This window comes from Methylibium rhizosphaerae, from assembly GCF_006386545.1.
GTDB classification, from domain to species: domain Bacteria; phylum Pseudomonadota; class Gammaproteobacteria; order Burkholderiales; family Burkholderiaceae_C; genus Pseudorivibacter; species Pseudorivibacter rhizosphaerae.
Window position 1 is genome coordinate 60,134 of record NZ_SWAR01000014.1, and the last position, 14,828, is coordinate 74,961.

Here is a 14,828-nt window from a genome sequence, read left to right on the forward strand (position 1 = left end):
AGTGCGGAGTTTTTCTCGGCCTCGGCCGGCTCAGACGCCGGCCTGGCGCAGCGCCTCGCGGAGCCGATCGCCGATCTCGGGTTTACCCTCGAACGGGTCGCTCGGGTTGTGCATCTGCACCAGGTCCTCGAGGCGCTTTTGCGCCATGCCCAGCGCCTGCGGGTGGCTGAAGATGTAGAAGCGCTCGTCGCGCATCGCGTCCACCACCATCTGGGCCACGTCGGCCGCGGTGAGCTTGCCGGAGGTCACCGCCTTGGCGCTCATGGCCTGCGCGATCAGCTGGCTGGCCGTGGGCTTTTCGTCGCCGCGCTGGTCCTTCGGGCGGTTGCGGTGGCTCTCATGGATGCCGGTGGGCACGAAGTACGGGCACAGCACCGAGCAGTGCACCTGGTCGGTGACGAGGCGCAGGTCCTGGTAGAGCGTTTCGGACAGGCTCACCACCGCATGCTTGGTGACGTTGTAGACGCCCATGTTGGGCGCGTTGAGCACGCCGGCCATCGACGCGGTGTTGGTGATGTGACCCCGGTAGGCCGGGTCGGCCTTGGCGGCGGCCAGCATCACCGGCGTGAACACCCGCACGCCATGCGCCACGCCCATGAGGTTGACGCCGACGACCCATTCCCAGTCCTTGAGCGAGTGTTCCCAGATGAGGCCGCCGAAGCCCACACCCGCGTTGTTGAACACGAAGTGAGGTGCGCCGAAGCGGTCTTTCGTGGCCGCCCCGAGGGCCTCGACCTCAGCCGCCTTCGAGATGTCGAGCCGGAATGGCAGCACCTCGACCCCCAGGCCGCGCACTTCGGCGGCAGCCGCCTCCAGCGCGTCGGCCTGCACGTCGGCCATCACGATGTTCATGCCCTGGCGCGCCAGCAGACGGGAGGTTTCGAGTCCGAAACCGGAGCCGGCGCCGGTGATGACAGCCGTCCTGCCTTTAAAGTTTTCCATGAGAAATTGCCTCCAAATATATGTCAGCCAATGAGATTCAGCCTCCGGCTTTCCGGATCTGGAAGCCGATGCGCGGGAAGTGCACGACCACCGTGCCGGCGCGTTCGTCGCTGCGGCGCACCGCCACTTCGTCGGCGCTCAGGCCGACCAGCGTGCCGGCCACCGGGTCGGTGCCGTAGTCGGTGGCCGCCACGGTGACCGCTTCGCCGGCCTCGAAACCCAGCCCCGGCAGCACCTCGACGGGCGCATGCCGGCCGTCTGCCGAGGCCGCCAGGGCCAGCGCCTCGGCGCCTGTCATCTTTTCGGCGCGGCCGTGGCCGATGGCCTGCATGCGTTCGTACCAGGCATCGAGGTGCCTGTGCGGTTCCAGGATCACCGCCAGCGGCGGCGCGCGCCGCACGTACCAGAGGCAATGGAAGACCGAGAAGTCGGCGATGCACGGCACGTCGGCCAGCAGGAAACGGCTGCCGCGGCCGAGCTGCTGGTCGAGCCAGCCCAGGTAGGTGCCCAGCTGCGTGGCGGCGTCGTGCGGCAGCAGCCGGCGCATGCCGGCGGTGAAGGCGGCCCGGTCCGCCGCGAAGGCCTTGATGGCCTCGGGCGGAGCGCCGCCGAAGATGTGCGCCAGGCCGGCGGGCTGCATGGTGTAGGGAATGACCGTCCAGAACAGCGTGCTGTCGGCCCAGGCTGCCAGCGCATGGGCCATCGGGCCTGCCGCTGCCGGAAAGAGCGAGGGTTCAGGCTGCAGGCGCTCCAGCACCCGGGCGATGAGCGCGGTGTCGCAGTAGACGTCGGCGCCGATCTGCAGGAACGGCGTCTTGCGGTAGCCGCCGGTCAGCGCCACCACGTCGGGCTTGGGCGCGATGACCGGCACCGACACGGTCCGGTAGGCCAGGCCCTTGTAGCCCAGGAGAAGCCGGGCTTTCTCGCTGAACGGCGAACTCGCGTACTGATGCAGGATCATGACACCCCGCTCGCCGAGTACGGCGATCGACCCTCCAGGAGGGTCGGGCCTTGCTTGGGGCGGCCCGGCGCGGCGGCCCGCGAGCGGTGAACTGTCATTGCGGCATGGCTCGGTTGATGATGCTGTCAAAGTCCACGCCCGCCGGCAGCGTGCCGAAGGCCTGGCCCCAGTCGCCCGCGAGGCGCGAGCGGCAGAAGGCGTCGAACACCGCTGGCGGTGCATGCTGCGCCAGCAGCGCGCCCTGTACCGCCAGCGCGATGTCCTGGGCCAGGCGGCGGGCGTCGGATTCCTCGCTCCAGTCCTCGATGCGTTCAGGCAGGCTCACCACGAAGCGCTCGAAGGCCGAATGCTGCCCGCGGGCCGGCAGCAGCTCCTGGTGCAGCGCTGCGGCCACGTCGGGGCCGCGCTTGAGGGCCCGCAGCAGGTCGAGCGCCATGATGTTGCCGGCGCCTTCCCAGATGGAGTTGAGCGGCATCTCGCGGTACACGCGTGCCATCACGCCCTCGCCGCCCTCTTCCACGTAGCCGTTGCCGCCCAGGCATTCCATGGCTTCCTGCGCGAAGTGGCTGCCGCGCTTGCAGACCCAGTACTTGGCCACCGGCGTGAGCAGGCGCCGCATGTGGGCCTCGTGGGCATCGCCCGGCCGGTCGTAGGCGCGGGCCAGGCGCAGTGCGAGCGCGGTGGCGGCTTCGCTCTCGATGGCCAGGTCGGCCAGCACGTTGCGCATGAGCGCCTGCTCGACCAGCCGCTTGCCGAAGGCCGCGCGCTGGGCCGCATGGTTCAGCGCGAGCGACAACGCCTGGCGCATCAGCCCGCTGGTGCCCAGCGCACAGTCGAGCCGTGTGAGCGTGCCCATTTCGAGGATCTGCGGCACGCCGCGGCCTTCTTCGCCCACCAGCCAGGCCTGGGCGCCCAGGAACTCGACCTCGGAGCTGGCGTTGGCCTTGTTGCCGAGCTTGTCCTTCAGGCGCTGGATGCGCAGGGTGTTCACCGTGCCGTCGGGCAGCAGCCGCGGCAGGAAGAAACAGGACAGGCCTGCCGGCGCCTGCGCCAGCACCAGGAAGGCATCGCACATGGGCGCCGAGAAGAACCACTTGTGCCCGACCAGGCTGTAGCGGCGGCCCCAGGGCGTGTCTTCCTCGAAGGTGGCCTGCGTGGTGTTGGCCCGCACGTCGGAACCGCCCTGCTTTTCGGTCATGCCCATGCCCATGGTCACCGAGGTCTTGTCGGTGAACGGCGCAAAGCGCGCGTCATAGGCCGTGGCGGCCAGCTTGGGGAACCAGGCATCGAACACCGCCTGGTTGGCACGCAGGGCCGGCGTGACCGCATAGGTCATCGAGATGGGGCACATCACCGAAGGCTCGAGCTCGGTGAACAGCATGAAGCCGGCGGCACGCTGCACATGCGCGTGAGGCCCGCCGGCCCAGGGCGTGCCGTGCAGGCCCGCCCCTACGGCCGCGCCCATCAGCACGTGGTAGCTGGGGTGGAACTCGACCTGATCGACGCGCCGGCCGAAGCGGTCGTGGCTGTGCAGCTGCGGCGTGAACACATTGGCCAGCCGCGCGTGCTGCTGCATTTCGGCGGTGCCGGCCAGCGCACCCAGCCGTTCGAGCGGCGCCGGGTCCAGCCCCTTGGCGTTGAAGGCCAGTGCGTCGCGCAGCGGCCGGTTGGCGGCGAACAGGTTGCAGCCGGCAAGCGGCGCCGGCTGGTTGAAGACCTCGTGGGTCTGCGCAAGCGGGTTCATGGGCGCCTCCACATCTCGATGTGAGGGATGTCGTCTTCGAGATATTCGTCGCCGACGCTCTCGAAGCCAAGCGAACCGTAGAAGCGTCAGACCAGCTGGACCAGCTGCTTGCCGAAGTTGCGGCCCTTGAGCAGGCCGAGGAAGGCCTCTGGCGCGCTCTCGATGCCTTCGGCCACCGTCTCGCGGTACTTGAGCTTGCCGGTGGCCACCAGCATGCCGAGTTCCTTCAGCGCCTCGGGCCACGCCTCCATGTGCTCGCTGACGATGAAGCCCTCGATCTTGAGCCGGTTCACCAGGATGAGCTGGGGCGCCGACAGCGGGATGGGCTCGCCGTTGTAGCCGGAGATCATGCCGCACATGGCCATGCGGCCGAAGGCGTTCATGCGCAGCATCACCGCGTCGAGGATCATGCCGCCCACGTTCTCGAAGTAGCCGTCGATGCCCTTCGGGCAGGCGTCCTTCAGCGCCGCGTTGAGCGACTTCACGTCCTTGTGCTGCTTGTAGTCGATGCAGGCGTCGAAGCCCAGTTCCTCGACCACGTACCTGCACTTGTCGGGGCCGCCGGCAATGCCCACCGCGCGGCAGCCGCGCACCTTGGCCAGCTGCCCCACCGCGCCGCCCACCGCTCCGCTGGCGGCGCTGACCACCACCGTCTCGCCCGGCTTCGGGTCGATGATCTTCACCAGGCCGTACCAGCCGGTCACGCCCGGCATGCCCACGGCGCCCAGGTAGGCCGACAGCGGCACGTGGGTCGTGTCCACTTTCTGCAGCACGCCGCGCTGGTTCGCATCGACCAGCTGGTACTGCTGCCAGCCGCCCATGCCGACCACCTTGTCGCCCACCTTGAAGTGGCTGTTCTTCGACTCGACCACCTCGCCCACCGTGCCGCCGATCATGACTTCGTTCAGCGGCTGCGGCTGCGCATAGCTCTTGCCTTCGTTCATGCGCCCGCGCATGTAGGGGTCGAGCGAGAGGAAATGGTTGCGCACGAGCACCTGGCCCTCGGCGAGCGCGGGCACGGGCTGCTCGACCAGCTTGAAGTTGTCGACGGTGGGTTCGCCTTGCGGGCGGGAGGCGAGCAGGATCTGCTTGTTGAGGGTGGCCATGGTGGTCTCCAGGTCTGTTGGTGCTGGTCAATCGGAACCGGCGCCGCCGAGGGTCGTGCCCTCGCGGCGCTGCAGGGGTTTCACGCTGCGCTTCTCGCCCGGCAGCGCGCGCAGGTACTTGAAGGTGCCGGTGGCATGGGCGCACAGCTCGCCGGCTTCGTTGAGGATCGAGGCTTCGCAGAAGGCCAGGGTGGCCGTGCGGTGCAGCAGCCTGCCGACGGCGCGCAGCCGGCCTTCGCCCGGCAGCATGAAGCTGGTCTTCATCTCGATGGTCACGACGCCGGGGCCGAAGCCTTCCTGGTCGCGGTTGACGCTGCGGGCCGCATGCGCCATCGCCACGTCGAGCAGCGTCATGCTCACGCCGCCGTGCGCCACCTTGAAGGAGTTGAAGTGGGTTTCGGTGAGGGCCAGCTGCAGCTCGGCTTCGCCGTCGCCGATGCGGGTGAGCTCGAAGCCCAGGGCCTCGACGAACGGAATGTGAACCGGAAACTCCATGGTCCGCGCGGCGTCAGGCGCCATGGACGGCGCTCACGCCACCGTCGACCGCCAGGATCTGCCCGGTGATGTGCTTGCCGGCGTCGGAGGCGAACAGCAGCGCGGCGCCCTTCAGGTCCTCGTCGTCGCCGATGCGGCGCAGCGGCGCATGCTGGGCCAGCGCCTCCACGCCCACACGCTCCAGCGTGCCGCGCGTCATCTTGCTCGGGAAGAAGCCCGGTGCGATGGCATTGACGGTGATGCCGTACTTGCCCCATTCGCCGGCGAGCGCCCGGGTGAAGTTGACCGCTGCCCCCTTGCTCGTGTGATAGGCGATGGCATCGAGCACCGACGAGCCCGCGAGGCCCGCGATCGAGGCCACGTTGATGATGCGGCCGCGCTGCCGCGGGATCATGCTCAGCCGGCCGATCGCCTGCGAGAGCAGGAACATGCTGCGGATGTTGAGGTTCATCACCTTGTCCCAGGCCTCGACCGGATGGCTCTCGGCCGGAGCGCCCCAGGTGGCGCCGGCGTTGTTGACCAGGATGTCGACCTGGCCCAGGCGCTCCATCGCCTCTGTGGCGATGCGCTGGATGTCGCTTTCAGCGCTGGCGTCGGCGGCGATCCAGCGGGTGTCGATGCCCTTGGCCTGCAGGTGCGCGGCAGACTCTTCCAGGTCGGCTGCCTTGCGCGAGGTGAGCAGGATCTTCGCGCCCGCCTCGCCCAGGCTCTCGGCGATCTGAAGGCCCAGGCCGCGCGAGCCGCCGGTCACGAGGGCCGTGCGGCCGGTCAGGTCGAGAAGCGTCTGGATGCTGCGGGTCATGGTGAGGTTGTCTCCGGTGTTTCTGGGGGGCTATGCGGGCGTGCCGGCGGTGTCGTAGTCGAGCACCGCGCGGGTTTCGCGCAGGGGCCCGAGCTCGGCGCTGACGGCCTTGTGTTGCGGATGGATCTGGTAGGCGTCGAGCGCGGCCTTGTCGGTGAAGGTGGACACCAGCACGACGTCGGCATTGGCCTCCAGGCCTTCGCAGCGGATGCCGACGTCGAACTCCACGATGCCGGGCACCAGGGCCTTGCAGGTGTCGAGCAGGGCCTTGAACCGCGGCGCGTCACCGGCGTGCTTGAGCTTCCAGATCACCACGTGGCGGATCATGGCCTGGCCTTTCCCTGGCCGCTGTCACCCAGGCGCGACCTCACGTAGATCAGCACCACGCCGACCGCGGCCGTCACGCCGCCGATGGCGGTGACCACGGTGCCCAGCACCGCGTCCTGCCGCATGACGAAAAGGCCCAGGCTCACCGCCAGCAGGCCGCCGTAGATCAGCACCCAGACCCAGGTTTCGAGCGTCGAAGCTTTCATGAAGAGTGGTTCGTCAGTGGTTGAACATCAGAACCATTCTGCTCTGGCTTCGCGGCAGGTCGCGTCGCGGCTGGCCACCACGGCCAGCCAGGCCTCGGTCTTGGGCAACTCGTAGCGGAAGAAGTAGCGCGCGGCGGCCAGCTTGCCCTGGTGGAAGTCGCTGTCGTGGCCGTGCGCGGCCAGGGCCACGTCGAGCCACAGCCACGCGAGCACGGTGTGGCCGAAGGCCTGCAGGTAGGGCGTCGCATTGGCCAGCGCCTCCTCGGGCACCGCGGTGGACCAGGCCGCCTTGGTGGCGTTGCCCAGCCGCTTGAGCGCGGCGGCCAGAGCATTGGCCTGCTCGGCGAGCCCGGCCACCTGCATGGCGCGCTCGATGGTCTGGTTCACCCGGCCGGCCAGCTTCATGAGCCCGGCGCCGCCCTCCATGACGACCTTGCGGCCCAGCAGGTCCAGCCCCTGGATGCCGTGGGTGCCCTCGTGGATCATGTTGAGCCGGTTGTCGCGCCAGTACTGCTCGACCGGAAAGTCGCGCGTGTAGCCGTAGCCGCCCAGCACCTGGATGGCCAGGCTGTTGGCCTCCAGGCACCACTCGCTGGGCCAGCTCTTGGCGATGGGCGTCAGCACCTCGAGCAGCAGCTTCGCCTCGCGCGCCGCCTCGGGCGAGCCGGTCTGTTCTTCGTCGACCAGGCGCGCGCAATACAGCTCCAGCGCCAGCGCGCCTTCGCAATACGCCTTCTGCGCCAGCAGCATGCGCTTCACGTCGGCGTGTTCGATGATCGCCACCTGCGGCGCGGCGGCGTCCTTGCCGCCCACCCCCACCGGCCGCCCCTGCGGGCGCTGCTTCGCATAGTCGAGCGACGCGAGGTAGCCGGCATAGCCCAGCATGGTGGCGCCCAGGCCGACCCCGATGCGGGCCTCGTTCATCATGTGGAACATGCAGCGCAGGCCGTCGCCGGGCCGGCCGACGAGGTAGCCGATGGCCCCTGGACCGCCGCGCACCTGGAACCTGCCTTCGCCGAAGTTGAGCAGGGTGTTGGTGGTGCCGCGGTAGCCGAGCTTGTGGTTGAGGCCCGCCAGCGCGACGTCGTTGCGTTCCGTCAGGCGGACCCGCGCACCCTCACCCCTGCCCTCTCCCGCCAGCGGGAGAGGGTGCGCGCCGTTCTCCCCCTCGCCCGCTGGCGGGAGAGGGTCGGGGTGAGGGGCGTCCAGCTCGACCAACCATTTCGGCACGATGAACAGCGAGATGCCCTTCACGCCCGGCAGCGGCTTGCCGTCTTCGCCCGGGATCTTGGCCAGCACGAGGTGGACGATGTTCTCGGTGAGCTCATGCTCGCCGCCCGAGATCCACATCTTGTTGCCCTTGAGGCGATAGCGCGGGCCCAGCGGGTCGGCTTCGAAGTCGGCGCCGTCGGGCACCGCCCGGGTCGCCACGTCGCTGAGGCTGGAGCCGGCCTGCGGCTCCGACAGGCACATGGTGCCGAACCAGCGGCCGGCGAACTCGTTCTTCGCGAACACCTCGCGCTGCATGTCGGTGCCGTGGGCCATCAGCAGGCTGGCATTGCCGCTGGTGAGCATGGCGTAGCCCCCCATCGACACGCTGGCCATCGAGAAGAAGCTGTTGGCGGCCATCTCGATGACGCAGGGCAGCTGCATGCCCCCCACTTCATATGGCTGCGCCGCGGCCAGCATGCCGCTTTCGGCATAGGCCCGCGTGGCCTCGCGCGTGGCTTCGGGCAGGTGCACCCGTTCGCCGTCGAAATGGGGCTCCTGCGTGTCGGACAGGCGGTTGAACGGCGCGAACTTCTCGCGCGCGATGCGCTCGCAGGTGTCGAGCACCGAGTCGAAGGTCTCGCGCGAGTGGTCGGCAAACCGCTCGCGCTCGTTCAGGCCGTCGGCATGGAGCCAGTCGTAGAGCAGGAAGTCGAGGGTGGCTCGCATGCCGACAGCCATCACAGGACTTCGAACACGCCAGCCGCTCCCATGCCGCCGCCGATGCACATCGTCACGCACACCTTCCGGGCGCCGCGGCGCCTGCCTTCGATGAGCGCATGGCCGGTGAGGCGCTGGCCGCTCACGCCATAGGGGTGGCCGATGGCGATGGCGCCGCCGTTGACGTTGAGCCGGTCCATGGGAATGCCCAGCGTGTCGGCGCAGTACAGCACCTGCACCGCGAAGGCCTCGTTGAGCTCCCACAGGTCGATGTCGGAGACCTTCAGGCCCAGGCGCTTGAGCACCTTGGGCACGGCGAACACCGGGCCGATGCCCATCTCGTCGGGCTCGCAGCCGGCGACGGCAAAGCCGAGGAAGCGGCCCAGCGGCTTCAGGCCCTTCTGCTGCGCGTAGGTGTCGCTCACCACCACGCAGGCGCCGGCGCCGTCGCTGAACTGGCTGGCATTGCCCGCGGCGATCACGCCGCCGGGCAGCGCCGGGCGGATGCCGGACACCGCTTCGAAGGTCGTGCCGGGCCGCAGGCCTTCGTCCACGCTCACCGTCACTTCCTTGCTGCGCAGGCCGAGCACCGGATCGGCCACGCCGGCGGTCACGGTGATGGGCGCGATCTCGTCGTTGAACCTGCCGGCTTCCTGCGCGGCGCAGGCCTTCTGCTGGCTGGCGGCACCGTACTGGTCCATGCGCTCGCGGGCGATGCTGTAGCGCTTGGCCACCGTCTCGGCGGTCTGCAGCATCGACCAGTAGATCTCGGGCTTGTGCTCGCGCAGCCAGCCCTCGGCGATCATGTGCTTGTTGGCCTCGTTCTGCACGCACGAGATGCTTTCCACGCCGCCGGCCACGTACACGTCGCCCTCGCCCGCGATGATGCGCTGCGCGGCCATCGCGATGGTCTGCAGGCCGCTGGAGCAGAAGCGGTTGACGGTGACGCCGCCCGCCGTGACCGGCAGGCCGGCGCGCAGGGCGATCTGGCGGGCGATGTTGCTGCCGGTGGCGCCCTCGGGCGTGGCGCAGCCCATCAGCACGTCCTCGACGGCGCCGCCTTCGATGCCGGCGCGCTCGACCGCGGCCTTCACCACATGGCCGCCCAGCGTGGCGCCATGGGTCATGTTGAACGAGCCCTTCCAGCTCTTGGCGAGCGGGGTCCGGGCGGTGGAGACGATCACTGCGTTGGTCATGGTGTGTTCCTCGAATTCGTCGTCGTATCCGGGTGCGGCTCTTAGGAGAAGCTCTTGCCTTCGGCGGCGAGGCGGGCCAGCAGCGGTGCCGGCTCCCAGAACTTCGCGTCGTCATGCGGGTTCTTCGCAAACCGCTTCATCGCCTGCACGACGTTGAACAGCCCCACCGTGTCGGCATAGTTCATCGGGCCGCCGCGGTGCAGCGGGAAGCCGTAGCCGGTGAGGTAGACCATGTCGATGTCCGAGGCCCGGCTGGCGATGCCCTCCTCGACGATCCTGGCGCCTTCGTTGACCAGCGAAAACACCAGGCGGTGCACGATCTCGTCGTCGCTGATCTTGCGCGGCGTGATGCCCAGCTCCTTGCGGTGCTTCTCGATCATCTCGTTGACCACCGGGCTCGGGATCGCGTCGCGCTTGCCCGCCTGGTAGTCGTACCAGCCGGCGCCGGTCTTCTGGCCGAAGCGGCCCATCTCGCACAGCAGGTCGGCGGTCTTGCTGTAGCGCATGTGGGGCTTCTCGACATAGCGGCGCTTGCGGATGGCCCAGCCGATGTCGTTGCCGGCGAGGTCGCCCATGCGGAACGGGCCCATCGCGAAGCCGAACTTCTCGACCGCCTTGTCGACCTGCTCGGGCGTCGCGCCCTCCTCGAGCAGGAACCCGGCCTGGCGGGAGTACTGCTCGATCATGCGGTTGCCGATGAAGCCGTCGCACACGCCCGACACCACCGCGGTCTTCCTGATCTTCTTGGCGATCTGCATCACCGTGGCCAGCACGTCCTTGGCGGTCTTGTCGCCGCGCACCACCTCCAGCAGCTTCATCACGTTGGCCGGGCTGAAGAAGTGCATGCCGACCACATCCTGCGGGCGCTTCGTGAAACCGGCGATCTTGTTGACGTCGAGCGTCGAGGTGTTGGAGGCCAGGATCGCACCCGGCTTCATCACCTCGTCGAGCGTCTTGAACACCTTCTCCTTCACGCCCAGTTCCTCGAACACAGCCTCGATCACGAGGTCGGCATCCCGGATGCCGCTGTAGTCGAGCGTGGTGGACAGCAGGCTCATGCGCTGTTCGTACTTGTCCTGCTTGAGCTTGCCCTTCTTGACCTGGGCCTCGTAGTTCTTGCGGATCGTGGCGATGCCGCGGTCCAGCGCCTCCTGCTTCATCTCGAGGATGGTGACCGGGATGCCGGCATTCAGGAAGTTCATCGAGATGCCGCCACCCATGGTGCCGGCGCCGATGACGGCCACCTTCTCGATCTTGCGGATCGGCGTGTCTTCCGGCACGTCCGGGATCTTGCTGACGGCGCGCTCGGCGAAGAACGCATGGCGCAGCGCCTTGCATTCCGGCGTGAACATCAGGCCCACGAAGAGTTCGCGCTCATAGGCCATGCCGTCCTCGAACCGGCGCTTGAGGGAGGCTTCCACCGCGTCCACGCACTTCAGCGGGGCCGGGAAGTTGCGCGACATCGCGCCCACCGTGTTGCGGGCGAACTGGAAGAAGGCATCGGCGTTCGGATGCTCGACCTTGAGGTTGCGCACCAGCGGCAGCGGCCGCTTGTCGGCCACGTCTCTTGCAAAGGCGATGGCGGCTTCGACCACGTCGCCCTCGGCCAGCTTGTCGAAGAGCTTCTGGCCGGGCAGGCCGGCGAGCACCTCGCTCTTGACCGGCTCGCCGCTCACGATCATGTTGAGGGCGGTTTCCACGCCGAGCACGCGCGGCAGGCGCTGGGTGCCGCCGGCGCCGGGCACGAGGCCGATCTTCACCTCGGGCAGCGCCACCTGCGTGCCGGGCGCTGCCACGCGGTAATGGCAGCCGAGCGACAGCTCCAGGCCGCCGCCCATGCACACGCTGTGGATGGCCGCCACCACGGGCTTGCTGCTGTTCTCGACCGTCTTGATGACCGACAGCAGGTTGGGCTCGGCCAGGGCCTTGGGCGTTCCGAATTCGCGGATGTCGGCACCGCCCGAAAAGGCCTTGCCGGCGCCGGTGATGACGATGGCCTTGACCGCTGCGTCGTTCTCGGCGCGCTCGATGCCGTCGGTGAGGCCCTTGCGGGTCTCGTAGCCGAGGCCGTTCACCGGGGGGTTGTCGAGCGTGATGACGGCGACGTTGCCGCGCAGTTCGTAGGTAGCACTCATCCGTAGGCCTCGCTTGCTGAGTTGAGCTCGGGCGAGCTCGAAATAGAACGATCGTTCGATTCTAGGAATCAAAAAAGCCGGCGCTGTCTCATCAGTGACAAGGAACGCCGGCTTCGGAGGTTTTGCACCCTGGTTCAGACCTCCAGCCACTCCTTGCGAATATAGGCGTTGGCCCGCAAGTCGGCAGGCGTGCCCTCGAAGACGATGCGGCCATGGCCCATGACGTAGCAGCGCTCAGAGATTTCCAGCGCGATGGTGAGCTTCTGTTCCACCAGCAGCACCGAAACACCGCGGCGCTTGAGCTCCTTCAGGTATTGCGCCACCAGCTCCACGATCTTGGGCGCGAGTCCCTCGGTCGGCTCGTCGATCATGATGAGGTCCGGGTCGCCCATGAGCGTGCGGCACAGGGTGAGCATCTGCTGTTCGCCGCCCGACAGCACGCCGGCCTCGGTGTGCTGCCGCTCCTTGAGCCGCGGGAACATCCCGTACATGTCGTCGAAGCTCCAGCGCGGCTTGCCCTTCTTCCTGCCGCCGCCCTTCTCGCCCAGCATCAGGTTCTGGTGCACGGTGAGCTCGGGAAAGATGTCGCGGTTCTCGGGCACGTAGCCGATGCCCAGGTGCGCGATCTCGTAGGCCTTCCTGCCCAGGATCTCGTCGGCGTTCCACTTGATGGAGCCCTGCCCGTCCACCAGGCCCATGATGGTCTTCACGGTGGTGGAGCGGCCCGAGCCGTTGCGGCCCAGCAGGCTCACGATCTCGCCGGGCTTCACGTCGAGCGTGACGCCGTGCAGCACATGGCTCTTGCCGTAGAAGGCATGCAGGTTGTCCAGATGCAGTCCGCTCATCAATGCGCTCCTGCCGCTTGCGCCTGCTGCTCGGCCAGCACCGAGCCGAGGTAGGCCTCCTGAACCCGCGGATTGGCCCGCACCTTGTCGGGCGTGTCGAAGGCGATCACCTCGCCGTACACCAGCACCGCGATCTTGTCGGCCAGGCCGAACACCACGCCCATGTCGTGCTCCACCGTGAGCAGCGTCTTGCCCTCGGTGACCTCGCGGATCAGCTGCACGAAACGCTTGGTCTCGCTCTTGCTCATGCCGGCGGTGGGCTCGTCGAGCAGCACCACGCTGGCGCCGCCGGCGATGGTGATGCCGATCTCGAGCGCGCGCTGCTCGGCATAGGTGAGGTTCATGGCCAGCACGTGGCGCTTCTTGTCGAGCTTGATCATCTCCAGCACCTGTTCGGTGCGGTCGTTCACGTCGCGCAGGTCGGCCAGGAAGCGCCAGAACGCGTAGCGCGCCTTCATGCTCCACAGCACCGCGCAGCGGATGTTCTCGAACACCGACAGCCGGGTGAACAGGTTGCTCACCTGGAAGCTGCGGCTCAGGCCCCGGCGGTTGATCTCATAGGGGGCGAGGCCGTCGATGCGCTCGCCGTGGAGCCTGATCTCGCCGCTGCTGGCGCCGAAGCGCCCGCTGATGAGGTTGAACAGCGTGGACTTGCCCGCGCCGTTGGGTCCGATGATGGCCACCCGCTCGCCAGGCTTCACCTGCAGGTTGGCGCCGCGAATGATTTCCGTCTTGCCGAAGCTCTTGCGAACGTCGATCAGCTCGACGGCGTAGGTTGCTGTGGTCATAGTGCTTCCCGCCGCTTGATCTCGGCTTCGATCTCTTCCTGGATGGTGTCCCACTGGCGCTTGAACTCGCGCCGCGTGATCTCGAACATCGCCAGGCCGGTGACGAACACGAAGGCCGCGCCGAACCAGCTGTCCAGTCCCTGGGCATTGAGCGTCACGCCGGCGAAGGTGAGCTCGGGCCCGAGGGCGATGTTGAGCTGCAGGTGGTAGACCATCTCGATCATCGCGGCCGCCCCGACCAGCATCACGAAGGCGCAGCCGCCGAGCGCGAGGTAGGATGTCCACAGCCTGCGCAGCTTGCCGAAGGCGGCCACGCGCAGGTTCATCATGATCAGGCTGGCGATGCCGCCCGGTGCATAGGCCACCATGAACAGGAAGACCAGTCCCAGGTAGAGCAGCCAGGCCTTGGTGAGCTCGGACAGCAGCACCAGCGCCAGCACCATCAGCACCGCGCCGATGATCGGCCCGAAGAAGAAGGTGGCGCCGCCCAGGAAGACGAACAGCAGGTAGGCACCCGAGCGCGCGGCGCCCACCACCTCGGCGGTCACGATCTCGAAGTTGAGCGCGCCCAGGCCGCCCGCGATGCCGGCGAAGAAGCCCGAGATCATGAAGGCGATGTAGCGCACGTGCTGCGTGCTGTAGCCGATGAACTCGACCCGCTCGGGGTTGTCGCGCACCGCATTGAGGATGCGCCCGAGCGGCGTGCGGGTGAGCGCGAACATGGCGGCGGTGCAGACGAAGCAGTACACCGCCACCAGGTAGTACACCTGCACCTGGGGCCCGAAGCTGATGCCCATGACCGGCTGGCCCACCACCCGGTTGCCGGTGATGCCGCCTTCGCCGCCGAAGAACTCGGGGATCATCAGCGACATCGACCACACCAGCTCGCCGATGCCCAGCGTGATCATCGCGAAGGTGGTGCCGGCCTTCTTGGTGGTCACGTAGCCCAGCAGCGCGGCGAAGAACAGCCCCGACAGCCCGCCTACCAGCGGCACCAGGCTCACCGGCACCGCCAGCTTGCCGGCCGACACCATGTTGAGCGTGTGGATGGCGAGGAAGGACCCGAGCCCGCTGTACACCGCATGGCCGAAGCTCAGCATGCCGCCCTGCCCCAGCAGGATGTTGTAGGCCAGGCAGGCAATGATGGCGATGCCGATCTGCGTGAGCATGGTCTGCCCGAAGCTCGACTTCCACACCAGCGGCGCGAGGGCCAGCAGCAGCGCGAAGAGGCTCCAGAGCACCCAGCGGCCCACGTTGTAGGGCCTGAAGTGGAAGTAGGCTTCGCGGGAGCGGGCCTGTCGGGCCGGCAGCGTGCCGGCGCCTTGTGTCGTTGTCATGGGTGTGGAAGACAT

The 14,828-nt window shown here is 68.0% G+C and carries 14 protein-coding genes; all 14 read right to left on the minus strand.

The features are described 5' to 3' along the window. Positions 1-30: 30 nt before the first annotated feature. The gene (locus tag E8D38_RS12330) at positions 31-942 is read right to left on the minus strand and encodes an SDR family oxidoreductase (protein WP_140630344.1); all 912 of its coding nucleotides are present in this window, start codon (positions 940-942) and stop codon (positions 31-33) included. A 37-nt stretch (positions 943-979) separates the two neighbouring features. Then, positions 980-1,903: a glutathione S-transferase family protein gene (locus E8D38_RS12335; protein ID WP_140630348.1), complete on the minus strand. Its 924-nt coding sequence runs from the start codon at positions 1,901-1,903 to the stop codon at positions 980-982. A gap of 94 nt (positions 1,904-1,997) precedes the next feature. Continuing rightward, positions 1,998-3,647: an isovaleryl-CoA dehydrogenase gene (locus E8D38_RS12340; RefSeq protein WP_140630352.1), complete on the minus strand. Its 1,650-nt coding sequence runs from the start codon at positions 3,645-3,647 to the stop codon at positions 1,998-2,000. A gap of 86 nt (positions 3,648-3,733) precedes the next feature. Further along, a complete protein-coding gene (locus E8D38_RS12350) occupies positions 3,734-4,753 on the minus strand; it encodes an NADP-dependent oxidoreductase (RefSeq protein ID WP_140630355.1) in 1,020 nt (339 codons plus the stop codon). Between the two features lie 27 nt (positions 4,754-4,780). Further along, on the minus strand, positions 4,781-5,272 hold the full coding sequence (locus tag E8D38_RS12355; protein WP_246099452.1) for a PaaI family thioesterase: 492 nt from the start codon (positions 5,270-5,272) through the stop codon (positions 4,781-4,783). Then, positions 5,262-6,050: an SDR family oxidoreductase gene (locus E8D38_RS12360; RefSeq protein ID WP_140630363.1), complete on the minus strand. Its 789-nt coding sequence runs from the start codon at positions 6,048-6,050 to the stop codon at positions 5,262-5,264. The genes E8D38_RS12355 and E8D38_RS12360 overlap by 11 nt, the downstream gene beginning before the upstream one ends. Before the next feature lie 30 nt (positions 6,051-6,080). Next, positions 6,081-6,377 (minus strand): Dabb family protein, encoded by a 297-nt coding sequence (locus E8D38_RS12365; protein ID WP_140630369.1) that lies wholly within the window; start codon positions 6,375-6,377, stop codon positions 6,081-6,083. Next, on the minus strand, positions 6,374-6,583 hold the full coding sequence (locus tag E8D38_RS12370) for a hypothetical protein (protein ID WP_140630374.1): 210 nt from the start codon (positions 6,581-6,583) through the stop codon (positions 6,374-6,376). Before E8D38_RS12370 ends, E8D38_RS12365 begins: the two co-directional genes overlap by 4 nt. A gap of 27 nt (positions 6,584-6,610) precedes the next feature. Then, positions 6,611-8,521, minus strand: a complete 1,911-nt coding sequence (locus E8D38_RS12375; RefSeq protein ID WP_140630378.1) for an acyl-CoA dehydrogenase — start codon at positions 8,519-8,521, stop codon at positions 6,611-6,613. A gap of 11 nt (positions 8,522-8,532) precedes the next feature. Beyond that, a complete protein-coding gene (locus tag E8D38_RS12380; RefSeq protein WP_140630381.1) occupies positions 8,533-9,708 on the minus strand; it encodes an acetyl-CoA C-acyltransferase in 1,176 nt (391 codons plus the stop codon). A gap of 41 nt (positions 9,709-9,749) precedes the next feature. Then, positions 9,750-11,843: a 3-hydroxyacyl-CoA dehydrogenase NAD-binding domain-containing protein gene (locus tag E8D38_RS12385; protein WP_140630384.1), complete on the minus strand. Its 2,094-nt coding sequence runs from the start codon at positions 11,841-11,843 to the stop codon at positions 9,750-9,752. A 134-nt stretch (positions 11,844-11,977) separates the two neighbouring features. Continuing rightward, positions 11,978-12,688: an ABC transporter ATP-binding protein gene (locus E8D38_RS12390; protein ID WP_140630387.1), complete on the minus strand. Its 711-nt coding sequence runs from the start codon at positions 12,686-12,688 to the stop codon at positions 11,978-11,980. Beyond that, on the minus strand, positions 12,688-13,476 hold the full coding sequence (locus tag E8D38_RS12395) for an ABC transporter ATP-binding protein (protein WP_140630392.1): 789 nt from the start codon (positions 13,474-13,476) through the stop codon (positions 12,688-12,690). Before E8D38_RS12395 ends, E8D38_RS12390 begins: the two co-directional genes overlap by 1 nt. Beyond that, positions 13,473-14,828, minus strand: coding sequence for a branched-chain amino acid ABC transporter permease (locus tag E8D38_RS12400; protein ID WP_425462766.1), 1,356 nt, complete (start codon positions 14,826-14,828; stop codon positions 13,473-13,475). The genes E8D38_RS12395 and E8D38_RS12400 overlap by 4 nt, the downstream gene beginning before the upstream one ends.